Here is a 15977-nt window from a genome sequence, read left to right as displayed (position 1 = left end):
GATTACTTCTCTAGTATTTCCGTGAGCATCCGTGTCACGCCGACTTGCCATTCAGGCAATGTCAGCGCAAAGGCCTTCTGCAGTTTCTGAGTATTCAAGCGGGAGTTGCCCGGGCGTTGCGCTGGTGTCGGATAGTCCTTGGTTCCAATCTCTCCGATCATTTGCGGCGATACTTTTAGGGATATACCTGCCAGTTCAGCTTGCTCAAGTACCCATCGGGCGTAACGGCACCACGTGGTTTCGCCTGCGGCAGCAAGGTGATAAAGCCCGCCCAACTCGGGATTTGAGTTCATGGTACGGATTGCATGCGCGGTGACATCGGCCAGTAACTCAGCCCCGGTTGGCGCACCGAACTGATCGTCGATCACGTTCAGACTGTCACGCTCCCTGGCCAGGCGCAGCATGGTCTTGGCGAAGTTGTTACCGCGCGCGCCATACACCCAACTGGTGCGGAAGATCAGATGAGCACAACCGCTGGCCTGAATCGCCTGCTCACCGGCCAGCTTGCTGGCACCGTAAACACTTAGCGGCGCTACCGGATCGCTTTCCTGCCACGGCGTATTTCCATCGCCCGCAAATACATAATCAGTGGAGTAATGCACCAGCAAGGCATTCAGGCGCAGGGCCTCCCGGGCTAAAACCGCAGGTGCTTCGGCATTGATCCGACGGGCCAGACCGGATTCGCTTTCGGCCTTGTCGACAGCCGTATACGCCGCCGCGTTAACAATAACGTCAGGGGCAAAGCGCTTGACGGTGGCGGCAATCCCCGGCAGATCATTCAGGTCACCGCAGTAGTCCTGGCTTCGGGAGTCCAGGGTGAGCAGCTCGCCGAGTGGGGCAAGGCTTCGCTGCAATTCCCACCCTACCTGGCCGTTTTTACCGAGCAACAGGATTTTCATGCCGTGCGTCCGGCGTAGTTTTTCTCTACCCATTGAAGATAGGCCCCGGACTGGATATTGCTGACCCATTCCTGGTTATCCAGATACCACTGGACAGTCTTGCGAATGCCGGTCTCGAAGGTTTCCGCCGGCTTCCAGCCAAGTTCACGCTCAAGCTTGCGAGCGTCGATGGCGTAACGGCGATCATGCCCGGGACGATCTGTTACGTAGGTGATTTGAGCGCTGTAAGGCTGGCCGTCGATACGTGGACGCATCTCATCCAGCAAGGTGCAGACGGTGTGCACGATGTCGATATTCGGCTTTTCATTCCAGCCACCAACGTTGTAGACCTCACCAACTTTTCCGGCTTCCAGTACGCGACGAATGGCACTGCAATGGTCTTTTACATACAGCCAGTCACGAATCTGCTGACCGTCGCCGTAGACCGGCAAGGCCTTGCCAGCCAGCGCATTGACGATCATCAGCGGAATCAGTTTTTCCGGGAAATGATACGGCCCGTAGTTGTTCGAGCAGTTGGTGGTCAGTACCGGCAGGCCGTAGGTGTGATGATAGGCACGAACCAAGTGGTCGCTGGCGGCCTTGCTGGCCGAGTAGGGACTGTTGGGTTCGTACTGGTGGCTTTCACTGAATGCGGCCTCGTCCTTGGCCAGCGAACCGTAGACTTCGTCGGTGGACACATGCAAAAAACGAAACGCTTGTTGAGCATCGCAAGCCAGGCCCTTCCAGTAGGCACGCACGGCTTCCAGCATTCGGAAAGTGCCGACGATGTTGGTCTCGATAAAGTCTTCGGGACCGTGGATGGAGCGATCGACATGGGACTCGGCGGCAAAGTTCAGGACGGCGCGAGGCTGGTGCTCTTGCAGCAAGCGAGCGACCAAGGCGCTATCGCCAATATCGCCACGCACAAAAACATGCCGCTCGTTACCTGCCAGGCTGCTCAGGTTATCCAGGTTGCCCGCGTAGGTCAGCTTGTCCAGGTTGATCACGGTTTCATCGTGATGAGCCAGCCAATCCAGTACAAAGTTGGCCCCAATGAAGCCTGCGCCGCCAGTTACCAAGATGGTCATTTTTCAAATCTTTTTCAGTAAAGTTGCGAGGATCAACCCCAGGTTTCCAAGCAGGGTTTGTCGATACAAACCAGCACGCTTGAACCCCAGGATCCTTAAAGGAAGTGATTGGGCTCGAGCCACCTTGAACTCGTCGAGCTTCTTGCGATGCTCTTGACTCAGTCGATGGTGCATGGACTCCAGCGCATTGATATTTTGGGTATTCCACCGATGAAAGTGTCCCTGGAAGGCCATGCGCAAACGCTTGATTCGCGCCTTCCAATCGGAATTCGTTCCGACCACATTTTCATCATGTTGACGGTATAGCACAGTGGGAACCGGGTCATAGTGGACAGCCCCGCCCACACCGGAAATCAGTTGATACGCCCACCAGTCATGAGAAGGGACATCGATCTGGTCGCCTGCTTCCTGGAGTAGTTCGCGCGCTGCCTGGTTAAACACCATGGTGTTGCCACCACCAATGTTTTGAACCAGTGCATTGGAGAAATGCGGTGCAAGTACAAACCGGGGTGAATAGCCAAACGGCGTCCCGGACTCACAGATAAGCTCGGTACGGCCACAGTAAAGCGCTGGAATATGCGAGGGAATCGTCTTTAGCCAGGCAAGCGCCTTTTCGAGCTTATCGTCTTTCCAGACATCGTCCTGATCGGCCCACGCATAAAAATTGGCTCTGATATCTGGGCGGCAGGTCAGGGAAAGAAAGTTGGCAACAAAACCTCGACGAGGTCCTTCAAAAACCTGGAGGCGCCCGGGTTTCCACTGCTTGATTGTTGCCTGCAGGATCGCCAGCGTTTGGTCTTGAGAGCCATCATCGGAAACATAGACACTCCAGTTACGGTGAGTCTGCCGTTGGATAGACGCCAACTGTTCCGAAATAAATGATGCGCCATTGTATGAACACATCAGTACCGCGACTTCGTCGGTAGTCTCGTATTGGCTTAACGTTGAACTGATGCAAGCCCGCAGAACACTGGATTCCTGAATACCCACAAAAAATTCCTTCCCTGTGTTCGACAATTATCGATGTTGATCAGCATTTTTGGGATGAAATCAACGTGATGCGAGGTCGATCTGTCAAAACAACTACTCAATGATTACCTTCATCTCACACATCGATGCGTTTAATAAGGCACCGATGCAACGAGCAAGGTCGCGTATCGCACTGCGCTTGCGGCAAGGCAACTCAGCGCAATGACACCCAGCGAGGCTCACTGACTTCGGGAATGGCTTGGGTAGTTTTTTGAACAGTGGACATACAAAAACTCCATGTAATAACGAACCAGCTCCGGGGACAAAGGCGGGCAAGCAAGGTGTTCGAAGGTTTTAATGGCAAGGGGTGCCGGGGTGCAGGCCTGCTCTGCGGCGGGCTCTGAGCAAACACCTTGAAACATGATGGCATTTGCGGGGGAGAATGATACTACAAATTTGTAAGAAAGTTCCCACAAATTCCAAAATAGGGATCGCCTGAAGACGATCCCTATTCTTTACGTGTGAAGTAGCTGTCGCTCAGCCAAACAGCCAATAGATCAGGCCAGCCAGCACTACCACCGCCAGTATTGGTCGCAAAACCCTGTAAGCCTTGGGATTACGACGCTTCCACTGCTTGACCACGCCACTGACCTTGTCGCTGGAGTTCTTGCTCCAGGCATAGGCCCTGTTGATCCCGCCCACTCGCTCATCGTCCAGGTTCTGCGGTGCGGTGGCGCGCCCCAGAAAAGCGCTGATCGAGCGATTGATGCGGGTCATCAGGCGATTGCTCAGCGGCCGCTCAATGTCGCAAAACAGGATGACCCGGGTCTTGTCGGTTTCGTTCTTGACCCAGTGCACGTAAGTCTCATCGAACATTACATCCTCACCGTCGCGCCAGGCGTAAACCTGGCCGTCGACAAAGATTCGACAGTCATCGGAGTTGGGTGTCGAGAGACCCAGGTGATAACGCAGCGACCCGGCAAACGGATCGCGGTGGGGATTGAGGTGACTCCCGCCCGGCAACAGCGCAAACATGGCGCCCTTGACGTTCGGAATAGCGCTAACAAGCTCCACGGTTTTCGGGCACAGCAGCTCGGCCGAAGGCAGGGGTTTGTCGTACCACTTGAGGTAGAAACGCTTCCAGCCTTTCTTGAAGAACGAACCAAAACCGGCGTCATTATTCTTCTCCGCAGCGCGGATATAACCCTCGTCGAACAGATGCATCGCTTCGTCGCGAATGACCTCCCAATTGTCCTTGAGCACGTCAAGTTCAGGAAACTTGCTGCGATCAAGATAAGGTTTGGAAGGAACGCCGGAGAACAGGTACATCAAGGCGTTATAGGGAGCGAACAATGCCGAATGATTGACGAACTGACGAAGTACCGGCAATCGCGCCTTGCCACGCAAATGCACATAGAGGGTGCTGCCGATAAACAGCAGCAACAACGACGCCTTCGCGGCAAGGGATACAGTCATCTACAACTCCTTGGTAATAAACGCTTTGCACAACACCATTCGCCCGGCATTGCAGCAGCCATATAAACACGACCGACTTCGGGGAAAAACTGCCTTCTGCAACATTCAGTATCATTAAATGCGCAATAAAGCCTTTCTTAACACGTGACCGCTGAACATTGGCTGTTCTGATTCGCCTTCGAAAGCCCAACGCTGTGGTGAATCCTGCACCACAGCGGCCTATCGTCAAAATCTTACTGCTGATTTTCCTGGTCGGTGAACAAGTCGCTGAATAGCATGCTCGAGAGGTAACGCTCCCCGGAGTCCGGCAGGATCACGACGATGGTCTTGCCCTGCATTTCCGGAGTCTCGGCCAGGCGCACCGCCACCGCCATTGCCGCGCCGCAAGAGATGCCACACAGGATGCCTTCCTCCTGCATCAGGCGCAGGGCCATGGCCTTGGACTCTTCGTCACTGACCAGCTCCACCCGATCGACGATCGACAGATCCAGATTCTTCGGCACAAAACCGGCACCGATCCCCTGGATCTTGTGCGGGCTTGGCTTGATCTCTTCACCGGCCAACGCCTGGGTGATCACTGGCGAAACCATGGGCTCCACCGCCACCGAGAGAATCGGTTTGCCCTGGGTATTCTTGATATACCGCGATACACCGGTGATGGTTCCGCCTGTCCCGACACCTGCCACCAGCACGTCAACCGCGCCGTCGGTGTCGTTCCAGATCTCGGGACCGGTGGTTTTTTCATGGATGGCCGGGTTGGCAGGGTTATCGAACTGTGCCGGCATGAAGTATTTGGAAGGATCGCTGGCAACGATTTCACCGGCCTTCTCGATCGCGCCTTTCATGCCCTTGGCCGGCTCGGTCAGCACCAGTTCCGCTCCCAGCGCCTTGAGCACCTTGCGTCGCTCGATGCTCATGGACGAAGGCATGGTCAACATCAATTTGTAGCCCCGAGCCGCCGCGACGAAGGCCAGGCCAATACCGGTATTACCGGAAGTCGGTTCGACAATGGTCATGCCAGGCTTGAGCTTGCCGGTGCTTTCGGCGTCCCAGATCATGTTCGCGCCAATCCGGCACTTGACCGAATACCCCGGGTTACGCCCTTCGATCTTGGCCAGGATGGTCACACCGCGCGGTGCGATGCGGTTGATCTGCACCAGCGGCGTATTGCCGATGGAGTGGGCGTTGTCAGCGAAAATACGGCTCATGACGGGGTCCTTGATACAGCATTTGATAAGCGCACAAAGGTAAGCCTGTTGCCCGTGGTCGTCCAGTCGGTCGAACGTCCGGTTATCAGCGCAGTCAATGGCTTTAGATTGCCAGAGAATTGCGAGCATGAAACGTCGATACAGCTGGCCTCTGTGGACCCTCGTCGGCTTCGTTGCGCTGCTGATTGCCCTGCACTTCGCCCTGCCCTTTCTGGTGCGCGACTACCTAAATGACCGGCTGGCGAACATGGGCGACTACCGCGGCCAGATCGCCGACGTGGACCTGGCCTTGTGGCGCGGGGCCTACAAAATCAATGGCCTGAAAATCGTCAAGGTCGAAGGGAAAGTACCGGTCCCTTTCGTCGATGCACCATTGATCGATCTTTCGGTCAGCTGGCATTCGCTCTGGCATGACCATGCCGTGGTGGCCAGGGTGAAATTCGTCAAACCCGAAGTGAACTTCGTCGACGGTGGCGCCAACAAGCAAAACTCGCAAACCGGTCAAGGCACCGACTGGCGCGCCCAACTGGGAAAACTGCTGCCCATCACACTGGACGATGTTCGGATCGACGACGGCAAAATCAGCTTTCGCAACTTCAACTCCAAACCACCCGTGAACATGAACGCCACGAAGGTCAACGCCCACATCTACAACCTGACCAACGTGGTCGACACCCAAGGCAAGCGCGACGCCCGTTTTGAAGGCAAGGCCCTGTTGCTGGGCCATGCGCCGCTGGAAACCAGCGCCACATTCGACCCGCTGAGCAACTTCGAAGACTTTGAATTTCGCTTGCGCGCCATGAACATCGAACTCAAGCGCCTGAATGACTTTGCCTCGGCCTACGGCAAGTTCGATTTCAATGCAGGCCACGGTGATGTAGTCATCGAAGCCGACTCCAAAAAAGGCCGCCTGACCGGCTATATCAAACCGCTGCTGCGCGACGTCGATGTATTCAATTGGCAGCAGGACGTGGAAAACGAGAAAAAGAGTCTGTTCCGTTCGGTGTGGGAAGCCCTGGTGGGAGGGACTGAAACCGTCCTGAAGAACCAGGGTAAAAACCAGTTCGCCACGCGCGTCGAGCTCAGTGGCAGCGTCCACCAGCGAGATATCAGCGCGTTCGAAGCGTTTTTGCAGATTTTACGCAATGGCTTCATCCAGGCGTTCAATGCCCGCTATGAACGACCGAAGCCGGATGCGGGCTGAGTCAAGATGTGACGCTCCATTCAGAGACTGAATAAGCCGTCTGCGTTCACAGTCGACCGGGCGCCGCGTTATAGTCGGGGCTGACCATTTTGTTGCGCCTTATTGCGCCCCGCCCTGCCTCGCTCAGGCCGGCATTTACCGTTCGAGGATTTAGCAGATGAAGTTCGAAGGCACCCAGGCCTACGTCGCCACCGATGACCTGAAGCTGGCGGTCAACGCCGCCATCACCCTGGAGCGGCCACTGCTGGTCAAGGGCGAACCCGGCACCGGCAAAACCATGCTCGCCGAGCAACTGGCCGAATCCTTTGGCGCCAAGCTGATTACCTGGCACATCAAATCCACCACCAAGGCCCATCAGGGCCTGTACGAGTACGACGCGGTCAGCCGCCTGCGCGATTCGCAACTGGGCGTGGACAAGGTTCACGACGTTCGCAACTACCTGAAAAAGGGCAAGCTCTGGGAAGCCTTCGAGTCCGAGGAGCGGGTGATCCTGCTGATCGACGAGATCGACAAGGCCGACATCGAGTTTCCCAACGACTTGCTGCAAGAACTCGACAAGATGGAGTTCTACGTCTACGAGATCGACGAGACCATCAAGGCCAAGAAGCGTCCGATCATCATCATTACCTCCAACAACGAGAAAGAGCTGCCGGACGCTTTCCTGCGCCGCTGCTTCTTCCACTACATCGCCTTCCCCGACCGCACCACCCTGCAGAAAATCGTTGATGTTCACTACCCGGACATCAAGAAAGACCTGGTCAGCGAAGCACTGGACGTGTTCTTCGACGTACGCAAGGTGCCGGGCCTGAAGAAGAAGCCTTCGACCTCCGAACTGGTGGATTGGCTGAAGCTGCTGATGGCCGACAACATTGGCGAAGCGGTACTGCGCGAACGCGATCCGACCAAGGCTATCCCGCCCCTGGCCGGTGCCCTGGTGAAAAACGAACAGGACGTGCAATTGCTTGAGCGCCTGGCGTTCATGAGCCGTCGCGGCTCTCGCTAAGTACCGCTAACCAAGGGTCAACGCCATGTTGCTCAATCTGTTCAATGAAATGCGTGCAGCCAAGGTGCCGGTGTCGGTGCGCGAGTTGCTGGACCTGATCAACGCGCTCAAGCAGCGCGTGACCTTCGCCGACATGGACGAGTTTTACTACTTGTCCCGGGCGATCCTGGTCAAGGACGAACGCCATTTCGACAAGTTCGACCGGGCTTTCGGTGCCTACTTCAACGGCCTGGATAAACTCGACGATCACCTGCAGGCGCTGATTCCCGAAGACTGGCTGCGCAAGGAATTCGAGCGATCCCTGACCGACGAAGAGCGGGCGGCGATCCAGTCCCTTGGCGGCCTGGACAAGCTGATCGAAGAGTTCAAGAAACGCCTGGAAGAACAGAAGGAACGCCATGCCGGCGGCAACAAGTGGATCGGCACCGGTGGCACCAGCCCGTTCGGCTCCGGCGGTTTCAACCCGGAAGGCATTCGGGTCGGCGACGCCGGCAAGCGCCAGGGCAAGGCGGTCAAGGTCTGGGACCAGCGCGAATACAAGAACCTCGATGACTCGGTGGAACTGGGCACGCGCAACATCAAGGTCGCCCTGCGCCGTCTGCGCAAGTTTGCCCGCCAGGGTGCGGCGGAAGAGCTGGACATCGACGGCACCATCGACCACACCGCCAAGGACGCCGGATTGCTCAACATCCAGATGCGTCCGGAACGGCGCAATACCGTCAAGCTGCTGTTGCTGTTCGACATCGGTGGCTCGATGGACGCCCATGTGAAGATCTGCGAGGAGCTGTTCTCGGCCTGCAAGACCGAGTTCAAGCACCTGGAGTACTTCTACTTCCACAACTTCATTTATGAGTCGGTGTGGAAGAACAACATGCGCCGCACGTCCGAGCGCACTTCGACCATGGACCTGCTGCACAAGTACGGCGCCGACTACAAAGTGATCTTCATCGGCGACGCCGCCATGGCGCCCTACGAAATCACCCAGCCCGGCGGCAGCGTCGAGCACTGGAACGAAGAAGCCGGGTATGTGTGGATGCAGCGTTTCAAGGAGAAGTACAAGAAACTCATCTGGATCAATCCGTACCCGAAAGACACTTGGGGCTATACCTCGTCGACCAACATTGTTCGGGATTTGATCGAGGACCAGATGTATCCGCTGACGTTGCGGGGGTTGGAGGAAGGGATGCGGTTTCTTTCCAAATAATCTCGGTTGTCGGGACTGACGCCATCGCGGGCAAGCCTTGCTCCTACAGGATTTGAATGTGCCGGAATTATTGGGCACGGCTCAAATCCTGTAGGAGCAAGGCTTGCCCGCGATGCTTCTAGCGGTTTGAAAAACGCTGCAAATAATCGACCTGCTCCCGATGGGCAACCTCCTGCACCACCGGCCGCAACCGCACCTGCGCCCCCGGCAGGCATTGCGCCAACCGGGCCAACGCCAATGGCGTCAACGCCCCCAGCCGTGGATACCCGCCAATGGTCTGCCGATCATTGAGCAACACGATCGGTTGCCCGTCCGGTGGCACCTGCACCGCCCCCAGTGGAATACCTTCGGAAATCATCGGCTTGCCCTGATACTGCAACGCCGTGCCCAACAGGCGAATTCCCATCCGGTCGCCCCGGCTGTCGAGGCTCCACGCGCTGTTGAACGCATCGAACAGGCTTTGGCCGCTGAATTCGCCGATTTGTGCACCGAGTATCAAATCCAGAGGCGCATCCAAGGTCAGGTCCGGCTGTTGTTCCGGGGTTAACGCCCGCAGCAACATCACCGGGTTGCCTGAATAGCTCAGCCGTGCGCCCTTGCTCAGCGCCCGCCCCATGCCATCCAGGCCACCCAACTCTTCGCGAACCACCGTGGCGCTGCTGCCCAGCACCTTCGGTGCCTCGAAGCCACCCGGCGCTGCCAGGTAGGCACGCGCGCCAAGCAAGGGCTGGGTAAATTGCAGACGCTGCCCTTTGCCCAGCCTGAAGCTGCGCCACGGTGCCAGTGGTTCGCCGTCCAGCAGCGCCCCTAGATCAGCACCTGCCAAGGCCAGTACGCAATCATCCTCCGCAATCACGGTAAAGCCGCCCAAGGTGATTTCGATCACCGGAGCATCCAGCCCGTTACCCAGCAACCAGTTGGCCCAGGACATCGAGCGCCAATCCAGCCCGCCGCCCTGGGTCACGCCCAGATGGCGCACGCCGAATCGACCGGCATCCTGCAACAAACACAGCGGCGTACTCGCCTCAATCATCAGACGGCTCATGCCTGGCCCTCCAGTGGCGTATCGTCACCGCCCAGATTGATGAATTCAGCGTGCCCGACCGCTTCGAAGCGCACGGTGTCACCCGGTTGCATCAGGCTGTAGCCGTCACGGTTGCGGTCGAACAGTTTGGCCGGTGTGCGGCCGATCAGGTTCCAGCCCCCCGGCGACACCACCGGATACGCCGCCGTCTGCCGTTCGGCGATGCCGACGCTACCGGCGGCGACTTTCTTGCGGGGTGTGTTCAGCCGTGGTGCGGCGAGCACTTCTTCTACCAATCCCATGAACGCAAACCCCGGTGCAAATCCCAGGGCAAACACCTGGTATTCACGCTCACTGTGACGGCGGATCACCTCCTCCACCGCCAACCCGCTGCGCCGGGACAACAGCGTCAGTTCCGGGCCAACGCTCAAGTCGTACCACACCGGCAACACATGGCAGTTGCCGCGGCTTCGAGCGTTGGGCGACAGATCAATCAGGGCCGTGGCGATCAATTCCCGGGCCTGAGCCGGGCTCAACGCGGTGAGGTCGTAATGCACCATCAAGGTCGTATAGGACGGCACCAGATCGATCAACTGCGCGCCGAACGCGGCTCGCAGGCTTTCGCTGGCGGCCAGCATCCACGGCATGTTCGCTTCGGCGATTTCATCGAACAGACGCACCATCAGGCAATCGAGCGAGACCACTTCCACGCGCAATTTCATGATGCACTCTGCTGATTCAAGGCTTCACGAATGCGCCGTACCGCGGCGACCGAACTGGCGTTGTCGCCGTGCACGCAGAGGGTGTTGGCCTGCAAGTGCAAGGCACTGCCGTCGCTGGCGGTGAGGTGTTCGCCACGGGCGATGGTCAGCGCCTGGCCGATGATGGTCTCCGAATCGTGATGCACCGCTCCTGGCAGGCTTCGCGAGACCAGCATGCCGGCGCTGTCGTAGGCGCGGTCGGCAAAGGCTTCGAACCAGAGGGTCACGCCGTACTCGTCGCCCAATCGCTGCGCGGCGCTGTTGTCTTTAGTGGCCATCAACATCAACGGCAGACTGCGGTCATAAGCGGCCACCGCTTGCAGCACCGCACGCAATTGGGCCGGGTTGGCCATCATGTCGTTGTACATGGCGCCGTGTGGCTTGACGTAACTGACCCGCCCACCCTGGGCACGACAGATGCCATCGAGGGCACCGATCTGGTAATGCAGGATGTCCTGGAGTTCCTGGGCGGCATAAGCCATGGAGCGACGGCCGAACCCCACCAGGTCCTGATAGGCCGGATGCGCGCCGATCTGCACGCCGTGACTGAGGGCCAGGCTGACGGTCTTGCGCATGATGCTCGGGTCGCCGGCATGGAAACCGCAGGCAATGTTGGCGCAATCGATGAAGGGCATGACTTCCGCGTCCAGACCCATGGTCCAGTTGCCGAAGCTCTCGCCAATGTCGCAGTTCAATAGCAGGCGGCTCACGATGAACACTCCTGTAGGTTTTATTCTTTTCAGCTGCGGGACATGTCCGTAGGACTTGCCCGCAGGTTATCAGTTACTGGGCATCGAGTTGCTTGCCACGGGTTTCCGGCAGACTCAGAGCCGCAAGGATCACCACGCCGTAGGACACCGCCGCAAAGGCGCCAATCCCCACACTCAGCGGCACTTTCTGGCTGAGCAGGCCGATCAGCAGCGGGAACAACGCCGCCAGCGCGCGGCCGATGTTGTAGCAGAAGCCCTGGCCCGAGCCGCGAATGCGTGTCGGGAACAATTCGGTGAGGAACGCGCCCATGCCGCTGAAAATCCCCGAGGCAAAGAAACCCAGCGGGAAGCCCAGCCACAGCATCACGCCATTGCTGACCGGCATTTGCGTATACAGCAGGACGATGGTGAACGAACCAACGGCGAACAGGATGAAGTTCTTTTTCCGGCCGAGGATGTCGGTCAGGTAGGCGCTGATGACGTAGCCGACGTAGGAACCGACGATCACCATCGCCAGATAACCGCTCGTGTTGAGTACGCTCAAACCCCGCTCATTCTTCAGAAAAGTCGGCAGCCAGGAGGTGATCGCGTAGTAGCCGCCCAACGCACCGGTGGTCAGCAGCGAAGCGCGTACGGTGGTGAAGAGCATGCCGGGCGCGAAGATCTCGTAGAACTTCGAAGGGTTCGCCGGGGCTTCCTTGGCCTTGGCTTCACGATAGATTTCCGGATCCTTGACCAGGCGGCGAACAAAGATCACGAAAATCGCCGGGACGATGCCGAGGATGAACAGCGCGCGCCAGGCGTCTTCCGGTGGCAACACCGAGAACAGCAGCGCGTAGAGAATCGCAGTCAGGCCCCAACCCAGTGCCCAGCCGGACTGCACCATGCCCACGGCTTTGCCACGGTCCTTGGCGCGGATGACTTCACCGATCAGTACCGCACCGGCCGTCCACTCACCGCCAAAACCGAAGCCCATCAGAGTCCGGGCGATCAGCAGTTGCTCGTAGCTCTGGGCGAAGCCGCAGAGGAAGGTGAAAAAGGCAAACCACAGCACCGTCAATTGCAGCGTGCGCACGCGGCCGATGCGGTCGGAGAGAATCCCCGCCACCCAGCCGCCGATGGCGGAGGCGATCAGGGTACTGGTGTGAATCAGCCCGGCCTGGCCGGTGGTGATACCCCACATGGCAATCAGGGTCGGCACCACGAAGCTGAGCATCTGGGTGTCCATGCCGTCCAGGCCATAGCCGATCTTGCAGCTCCAGAAGGTGCGACGTTCCTGCTGATTGATGTTGCGATACCAGTCGAAAGGTCCGGGACGAGCCGTGGCCTTTGGAATGGCGGTGGTGTCGGGCGCACTCATGGCAAATCTCCGCGCTGATTTTATTGGTATTGTTCTGAGCCCCGACGACGCCTATCGTGGGAACCGGATGGCCAGATTTTTGGGCGCGTGCCCCCACCTCGTCCAACTAATAAAAACCCGCCTTAGACATAAGAAATTTTTATCCCATGAACCTGAAGTTTCTCGAGACCTTCGTCTGGGTCGCCCGCCTCAAGAGTTTTCGCCTGACCGCCGACAAGCTCTTCACCACCCAGGCGTCGATTTCCAGCCGCATTGCCGTGCTCGAAAGTGAACTGGGGGTGAAGCTGTTCGTGCGCGATTCCCGGGGCGTGAGCCTGACCCCCGAAGGACTGAAAGTGCTCGATTACGCTGAGCAGATGATGGACACCATGCAGGCGCTCAAGCACTCGATCGAAACCCGCTCGAGCAAGTCCGGGCGTGTGCGCATCGGAGTGATGGACACCGTGATCCACACCTGGCTCAGCCCGCTGGTGGCGCAGATGACCGATCTCTATCCGCTGGTGGAAATCGAACTGGTCGCCGATACCTCGCTCAACCTCTGCGATCAGCTGCAAAAAGGCTTTCTCGATGTGGCCCTGCAAACCGATTTGTTGCGTCAGGAAAGCGTGCGCAGCCTGGAGCTGGCCAGCCACCCGATAGGCTGGATCGCCGCCAGCAACTCCCTATACAACCGCGAGTACTCAGGCGTCGCCGACCTGGGCAATGAACGAATCATCACCTATTCGAAAAACTCCCATCCCCATCAGGAAGTGCTCGCCTTGATGCAGGCCAATGGGGTCATGGCGCCGAGGCTGAACTGCGTGAACTCGGTGTCGGCGATTACCCGGTTGTTGCGCGACGGTTTCGGCATCGGTGCCTTGCCGCCGGTGTTGGTGGCCGAGGAACTGGCGCGAGGGGAATTGACCTTGCTGGACATCGACCAGCGTCCGCCGGATCTGCAGGTGGTGGTGTCGTGGCGGGTGGGCGCGGAATGGGTCGAGGAGATTGTGGCGTTGTGCCGGCAGGTGTTGGAGGAGTATGCGCGCAGGGTGGGTGAGCGTTACATCGTTTTAGCCAATTGACAGTGGCTGGAGACAAATCCAATCCGTGGGAGCAAGGTTTGCCCGCGATGACATTCTTGAGATCGCCATCGCGGGCAAGCCTTGCTCCCACAGTCAGAGCCCCCGCAAATCCCGCTCTTCGATCGGCCGGCTCTGGCGCATGCGCTTGCCGCCCAGCACCACCCAGTCGATCAAACGGTATAGGCATTCCAGACCGAACGACAGCAACAACGCACCGCTCATGCCCCAGATCATCGCTTCAGGCGTCAGCAGGATCTGGTAGCTGTAGCCGTTCCAGGTTTCCTTGCGAATGTCCGGATCGGCGGCCAGCACCACTTGCAGCAAGCGGATGTACCACGGGCCCTGCATCGCCTGGAATTGCTTGTCCAGCGCCAACTGACGGGTCAGCAGGTTGTTCAGGCTCTCGGCATCGCTGCGAAAGATCGGGTCTTCACTGGCACGATAATGGGCCACCAGTGCCTGCATATCGCCCTTGAAGAACTGGTTGGCGGTGTTCTGGAATCCGCTCAAGCCGGCCTGGGCTTCAATCAGGTGCGCTTCGACCCGCTTGGTGTAGTCGCTGAGAAAACCCGGCACCTGGACACCGATCAACAGGCCCGCCGCGAACAACACCAGCCGTAGATAACTGAGCAACATGGAACAGGTCCTTATTCGGTCTTGCCCTGGCTGACGCATTCACCACGTCGCCACAGGCTCCATTGGCCCGGCTCATAGCGGGTCCAGGTTTCGTTTTCGGTCAGAGGTTCGGTGGCAATCACCGTGACGACGTCGTTCGGCGTGGTTTCAGCCTGGAAATCGACGATCACATCGACATCCTTCAGGCGCGCCGGGCCGAACGGAGCACGACGGGTGATCTGCGCCAGCTTGGTCGAGCAATAGCAGAACAGCCAGTCGCCATCGCTGAGCAGGCAGTTGAACACGCCTTTGCTGCGGTATTCGGCGCAGGCGGCAACCAGGTCCGGCAGCAGCTCTTCGACTTCCACCGGTTCAGGGAACGCGGCACGTACTCGGTTGAGCAAATCGCAGAACGCCGCTTCGCTGTCGGTATCGCCGACGGGACGGTAGAAACTGGCGGTTGGCTGGAAATCCGCCAACTGGCCGTTGTGGGCGAAACACCAGTTGCGACCCCACAGCTCACGGACGAACGGATGGGTGTTGGATAAACAGACTTTGCCGACGTTGGCCTGGCGGATGTGGCCGATCACCACTTCGCTCTTGATGGGATAGCGTTGCACCAGATTCGCCACTTCCGACTCGCAACTCGCCGCCGGGTCCTGGAACAGACGCAAGCCCCGGCCTTCGTAGAACGCGATGCCCCAACCGTCCCGGTGCGGACCGGTGCGCCCGCCGCGCTGCATCAGCCCGGTAAAACTGAACACAATATCGGTCGGGACATTGGCGCTCATGCCCAATAACTCACACATGCTTGGACTCTCGCTTAAAGCCAGGGGCAAGGTTACAGGCGGGGTTCGACCCGCATACGCTGGGGATTGCTCGGCACCGGCGGTCGACCGTAGCGATCATTGCCGGCACCACCAAAGGGATGCTCTTCTTCCGGGTCATCGGCCTGGGCAGCGGCCTTGGCGGCGGCAGCCTGTTCCTTGCGAGCCCTGGAAGCGCGCTCGATGGGGAAGCGGATAGCCACGAACACCAGATAGATGGCAAAAGCGATCATGCCGTACATGAACAGATCGGAAATCGCCCGCCAGGCGTTATTGCCGACCTTGAACAGCAGGTCCAGGGCGGTAATGGCGATGGCCGGGGCCACCTTTTCCTTGACCGGGTCGATGATGGTCGGGCTGAACAGCAGCACCGCCATCAGCACCCGCAGCGGCTCGCGCAACCAGCGCCACATCCAGCGGGTCAGTCGCATCCACACCAACAGGCAGCCCAAGGCGGCAAAGGCGTAGAGGCCCCAAGCGATCAGATAGTCGTTCTCGGTCATGGTGTCCATGGCAAGGCAGGCAAAGAGGCGCTTATGATAACGGCTTTTCGCACGTCAGGCTGCACCAATGCCTGTTGGGCCTGACA

The 15977-nt window shown here is 58.5% G+C and carries 16 protein-coding genes; 4 read left to right on the top strand and 12 right to left on the bottom strand.

Going from position 1 to position 15977, the window contains the following annotated elements; translation table 11 throughout:
* Nucleotides 1-2 precede the first annotated feature (2 nt).
* From rfbD to cysK, 5 genes are all read right to left on the bottom strand, one after another.
* On the bottom strand, nt 3-899 hold the full coding sequence (gene rfbD / locus DKY63_RS26845; protein ID WP_110966887.1) for a dTDP-4-dehydrorhamnose reductase: 897 nt from the start codon (nt 897-899) through the stop codon (nt 3-5).
* Nucleotides 896-1966, bottom strand: coding sequence for a dTDP-glucose 4,6-dehydratase (gene rfbB / locus DKY63_RS26840; RefSeq protein ID WP_110966886.1), 1071 nt, complete (start codon nt 1964-1966; stop codon nt 896-898). The genes rfbD and rfbB overlap by 4 nt, the downstream gene beginning before the upstream one ends.
* 3 nt (nt 1967-1969) lie before the next feature.
* On the bottom strand, nt 1970-2956 hold the full coding sequence (locus tag DKY63_RS26835; protein ID WP_239499330.1) for a glycosyltransferase family 2 protein: 987 nt from the start codon (nt 2954-2956) through the stop codon (nt 1970-1972).
* Between the two features lie 516 nt (nt 2957-3472).
* The gene (locus DKY63_RS26830) at nt 3473-4411 is read right to left on the bottom strand and encodes an aspartyl/asparaginyl beta-hydroxylase domain-containing protein (RefSeq protein ID WP_110966885.1); all 939 of its coding nucleotides are present in this window, start codon (nt 4409-4411) and stop codon (nt 3473-3475) included.
* Nucleotides 4412-4644: 233 nt separating this feature from the next.
* Nucleotides 4645-5619, bottom strand: coding sequence for a cysteine synthase A (cysK, locus tag DKY63_RS26825; RefSeq protein ID WP_110966884.1), 975 nt, complete (start codon nt 5617-5619; stop codon nt 4645-4647).
* Nucleotides 5620-5746: 127 nt separating this feature from the next.
* On the opposite strand from cysK, the gene DKY63_RS26820 reads away from it, so the two are divergent.
* From DKY63_RS26820 to DKY63_RS26810, 3 genes are all read left to right on the top strand, one after another.
* Complete coding sequence (locus DKY63_RS26820; protein ID WP_110966883.1) at nt 5747-6823, top strand: DUF748 domain-containing protein; 1077 nt, start codon at nt 5747-5749, stop codon at nt 6821-6823.
* A gap of 157 nt (nt 6824-6980) precedes the next feature.
* Nucleotides 6981-7826: an AAA family ATPase gene (locus DKY63_RS26815; RefSeq protein WP_110966882.1), complete on the top strand. Its 846-nt coding sequence runs from the start codon at nt 6981-6983 to the stop codon at nt 7824-7826.
* Nucleotides 7827-7851: 25 nt separating this feature from the next.
* Complete coding sequence (locus DKY63_RS26810; protein ID WP_110966881.1) at nt 7852-9030, top strand: vWA domain-containing protein; 1179 nt, start codon at nt 7852-7854, stop codon at nt 9028-9030.
* Nucleotides 9031-9148: 118 nt separating this feature from the next.
* On the opposite strand, the gene DKY63_RS26805 is transcribed toward DKY63_RS26810, so the two are convergent.
* The 4 genes from DKY63_RS26805 to DKY63_RS26790 form a co-directional block, all read right to left on the bottom strand.
* Nucleotides 9149-10075 (bottom strand): biotin-dependent carboxyltransferase family protein, encoded by a 927-nt coding sequence (locus DKY63_RS26805; RefSeq protein ID WP_110966880.1) that lies wholly within the window; start codon nt 10073-10075, stop codon nt 9149-9151.
* On the bottom strand, nt 10072-10776 hold the full coding sequence (locus DKY63_RS26800) for a 5-oxoprolinase subunit B family protein (RefSeq protein ID WP_110966879.1): 705 nt from the start codon (nt 10774-10776) through the stop codon (nt 10072-10074). Before DKY63_RS26800 ends, DKY63_RS26805 begins: the two co-directional genes overlap by 4 nt.
* Nucleotides 10773-11525, bottom strand: coding sequence for a 5-oxoprolinase subunit PxpA (locus DKY63_RS26795; RefSeq protein WP_110966878.1), 753 nt, complete (start codon nt 11523-11525; stop codon nt 10773-10775). Before DKY63_RS26795 ends, DKY63_RS26800 begins: the two co-directional genes overlap by 4 nt.
* 73 nt (nt 11526-11598) lie before the next feature.
* A complete protein-coding gene (locus DKY63_RS26790; RefSeq protein WP_110966877.1) occupies nt 11599-12885 on the bottom strand; it encodes an MFS transporter in 1287 nt (428 codons plus the stop codon).
* A gap of 146 nt (nt 12886-13031) precedes the next feature.
* Here DKY63_RS26790 and DKY63_RS26785 point away from each other — a divergent pair, with 146 nt between their 5' ends.
* Nucleotides 13032-13946, top strand: a complete 915-nt coding sequence (locus tag DKY63_RS26785) for a LysR family transcriptional regulator (RefSeq protein WP_110966876.1) — start codon at nt 13032-13034, stop codon at nt 13944-13946.
* A 93-nt stretch (nt 13947-14039) separates the two neighbouring features.
* Here the strand turns inward: DKY63_RS26785 and DKY63_RS26780 are convergent, their stop codons facing one another.
* The 3 genes from DKY63_RS26780 to DKY63_RS26770 are packed head-to-tail and all read right to left on the bottom strand — an operon-like array spanning nt 14040 to nt 15900.
* On the bottom strand, nt 14040-14582 hold the full coding sequence (locus DKY63_RS26780; RefSeq protein WP_110966875.1) for a DUF2937 family protein: 543 nt from the start codon (nt 14580-14582) through the stop codon (nt 14040-14042).
* Between the two features lie 11 nt (nt 14583-14593).
* On the bottom strand, nt 14594-15370 hold the full coding sequence (locus DKY63_RS26775; protein WP_034150022.1) for a class II glutamine amidotransferase: 777 nt from the start codon (nt 15368-15370) through the stop codon (nt 14594-14596).
* A 32-nt stretch (nt 15371-15402) separates the two neighbouring features.
* Entirely contained in the window at nt 15403-15900 is a 498-nt protein-coding gene (locus tag DKY63_RS26770) for an MFS transporter (protein ID WP_110966874.1), read from the bottom strand.
* Nucleotides 15901-15977: the final 77 nt, after the last annotated feature.

Origin of the sequence: Pseudomonas putida (assembly GCF_003228315.1) — a bacterium.
Lineage (GTDB): Bacteria > Pseudomonadota > Gammaproteobacteria > Pseudomonadales > Pseudomonadaceae > Aquipseudomonas > Aquipseudomonas putida_S.
Note: the sequence above shows the minus strand (reverse complement) of the source record. Positions and strands in the feature narration are given on the sequence as shown.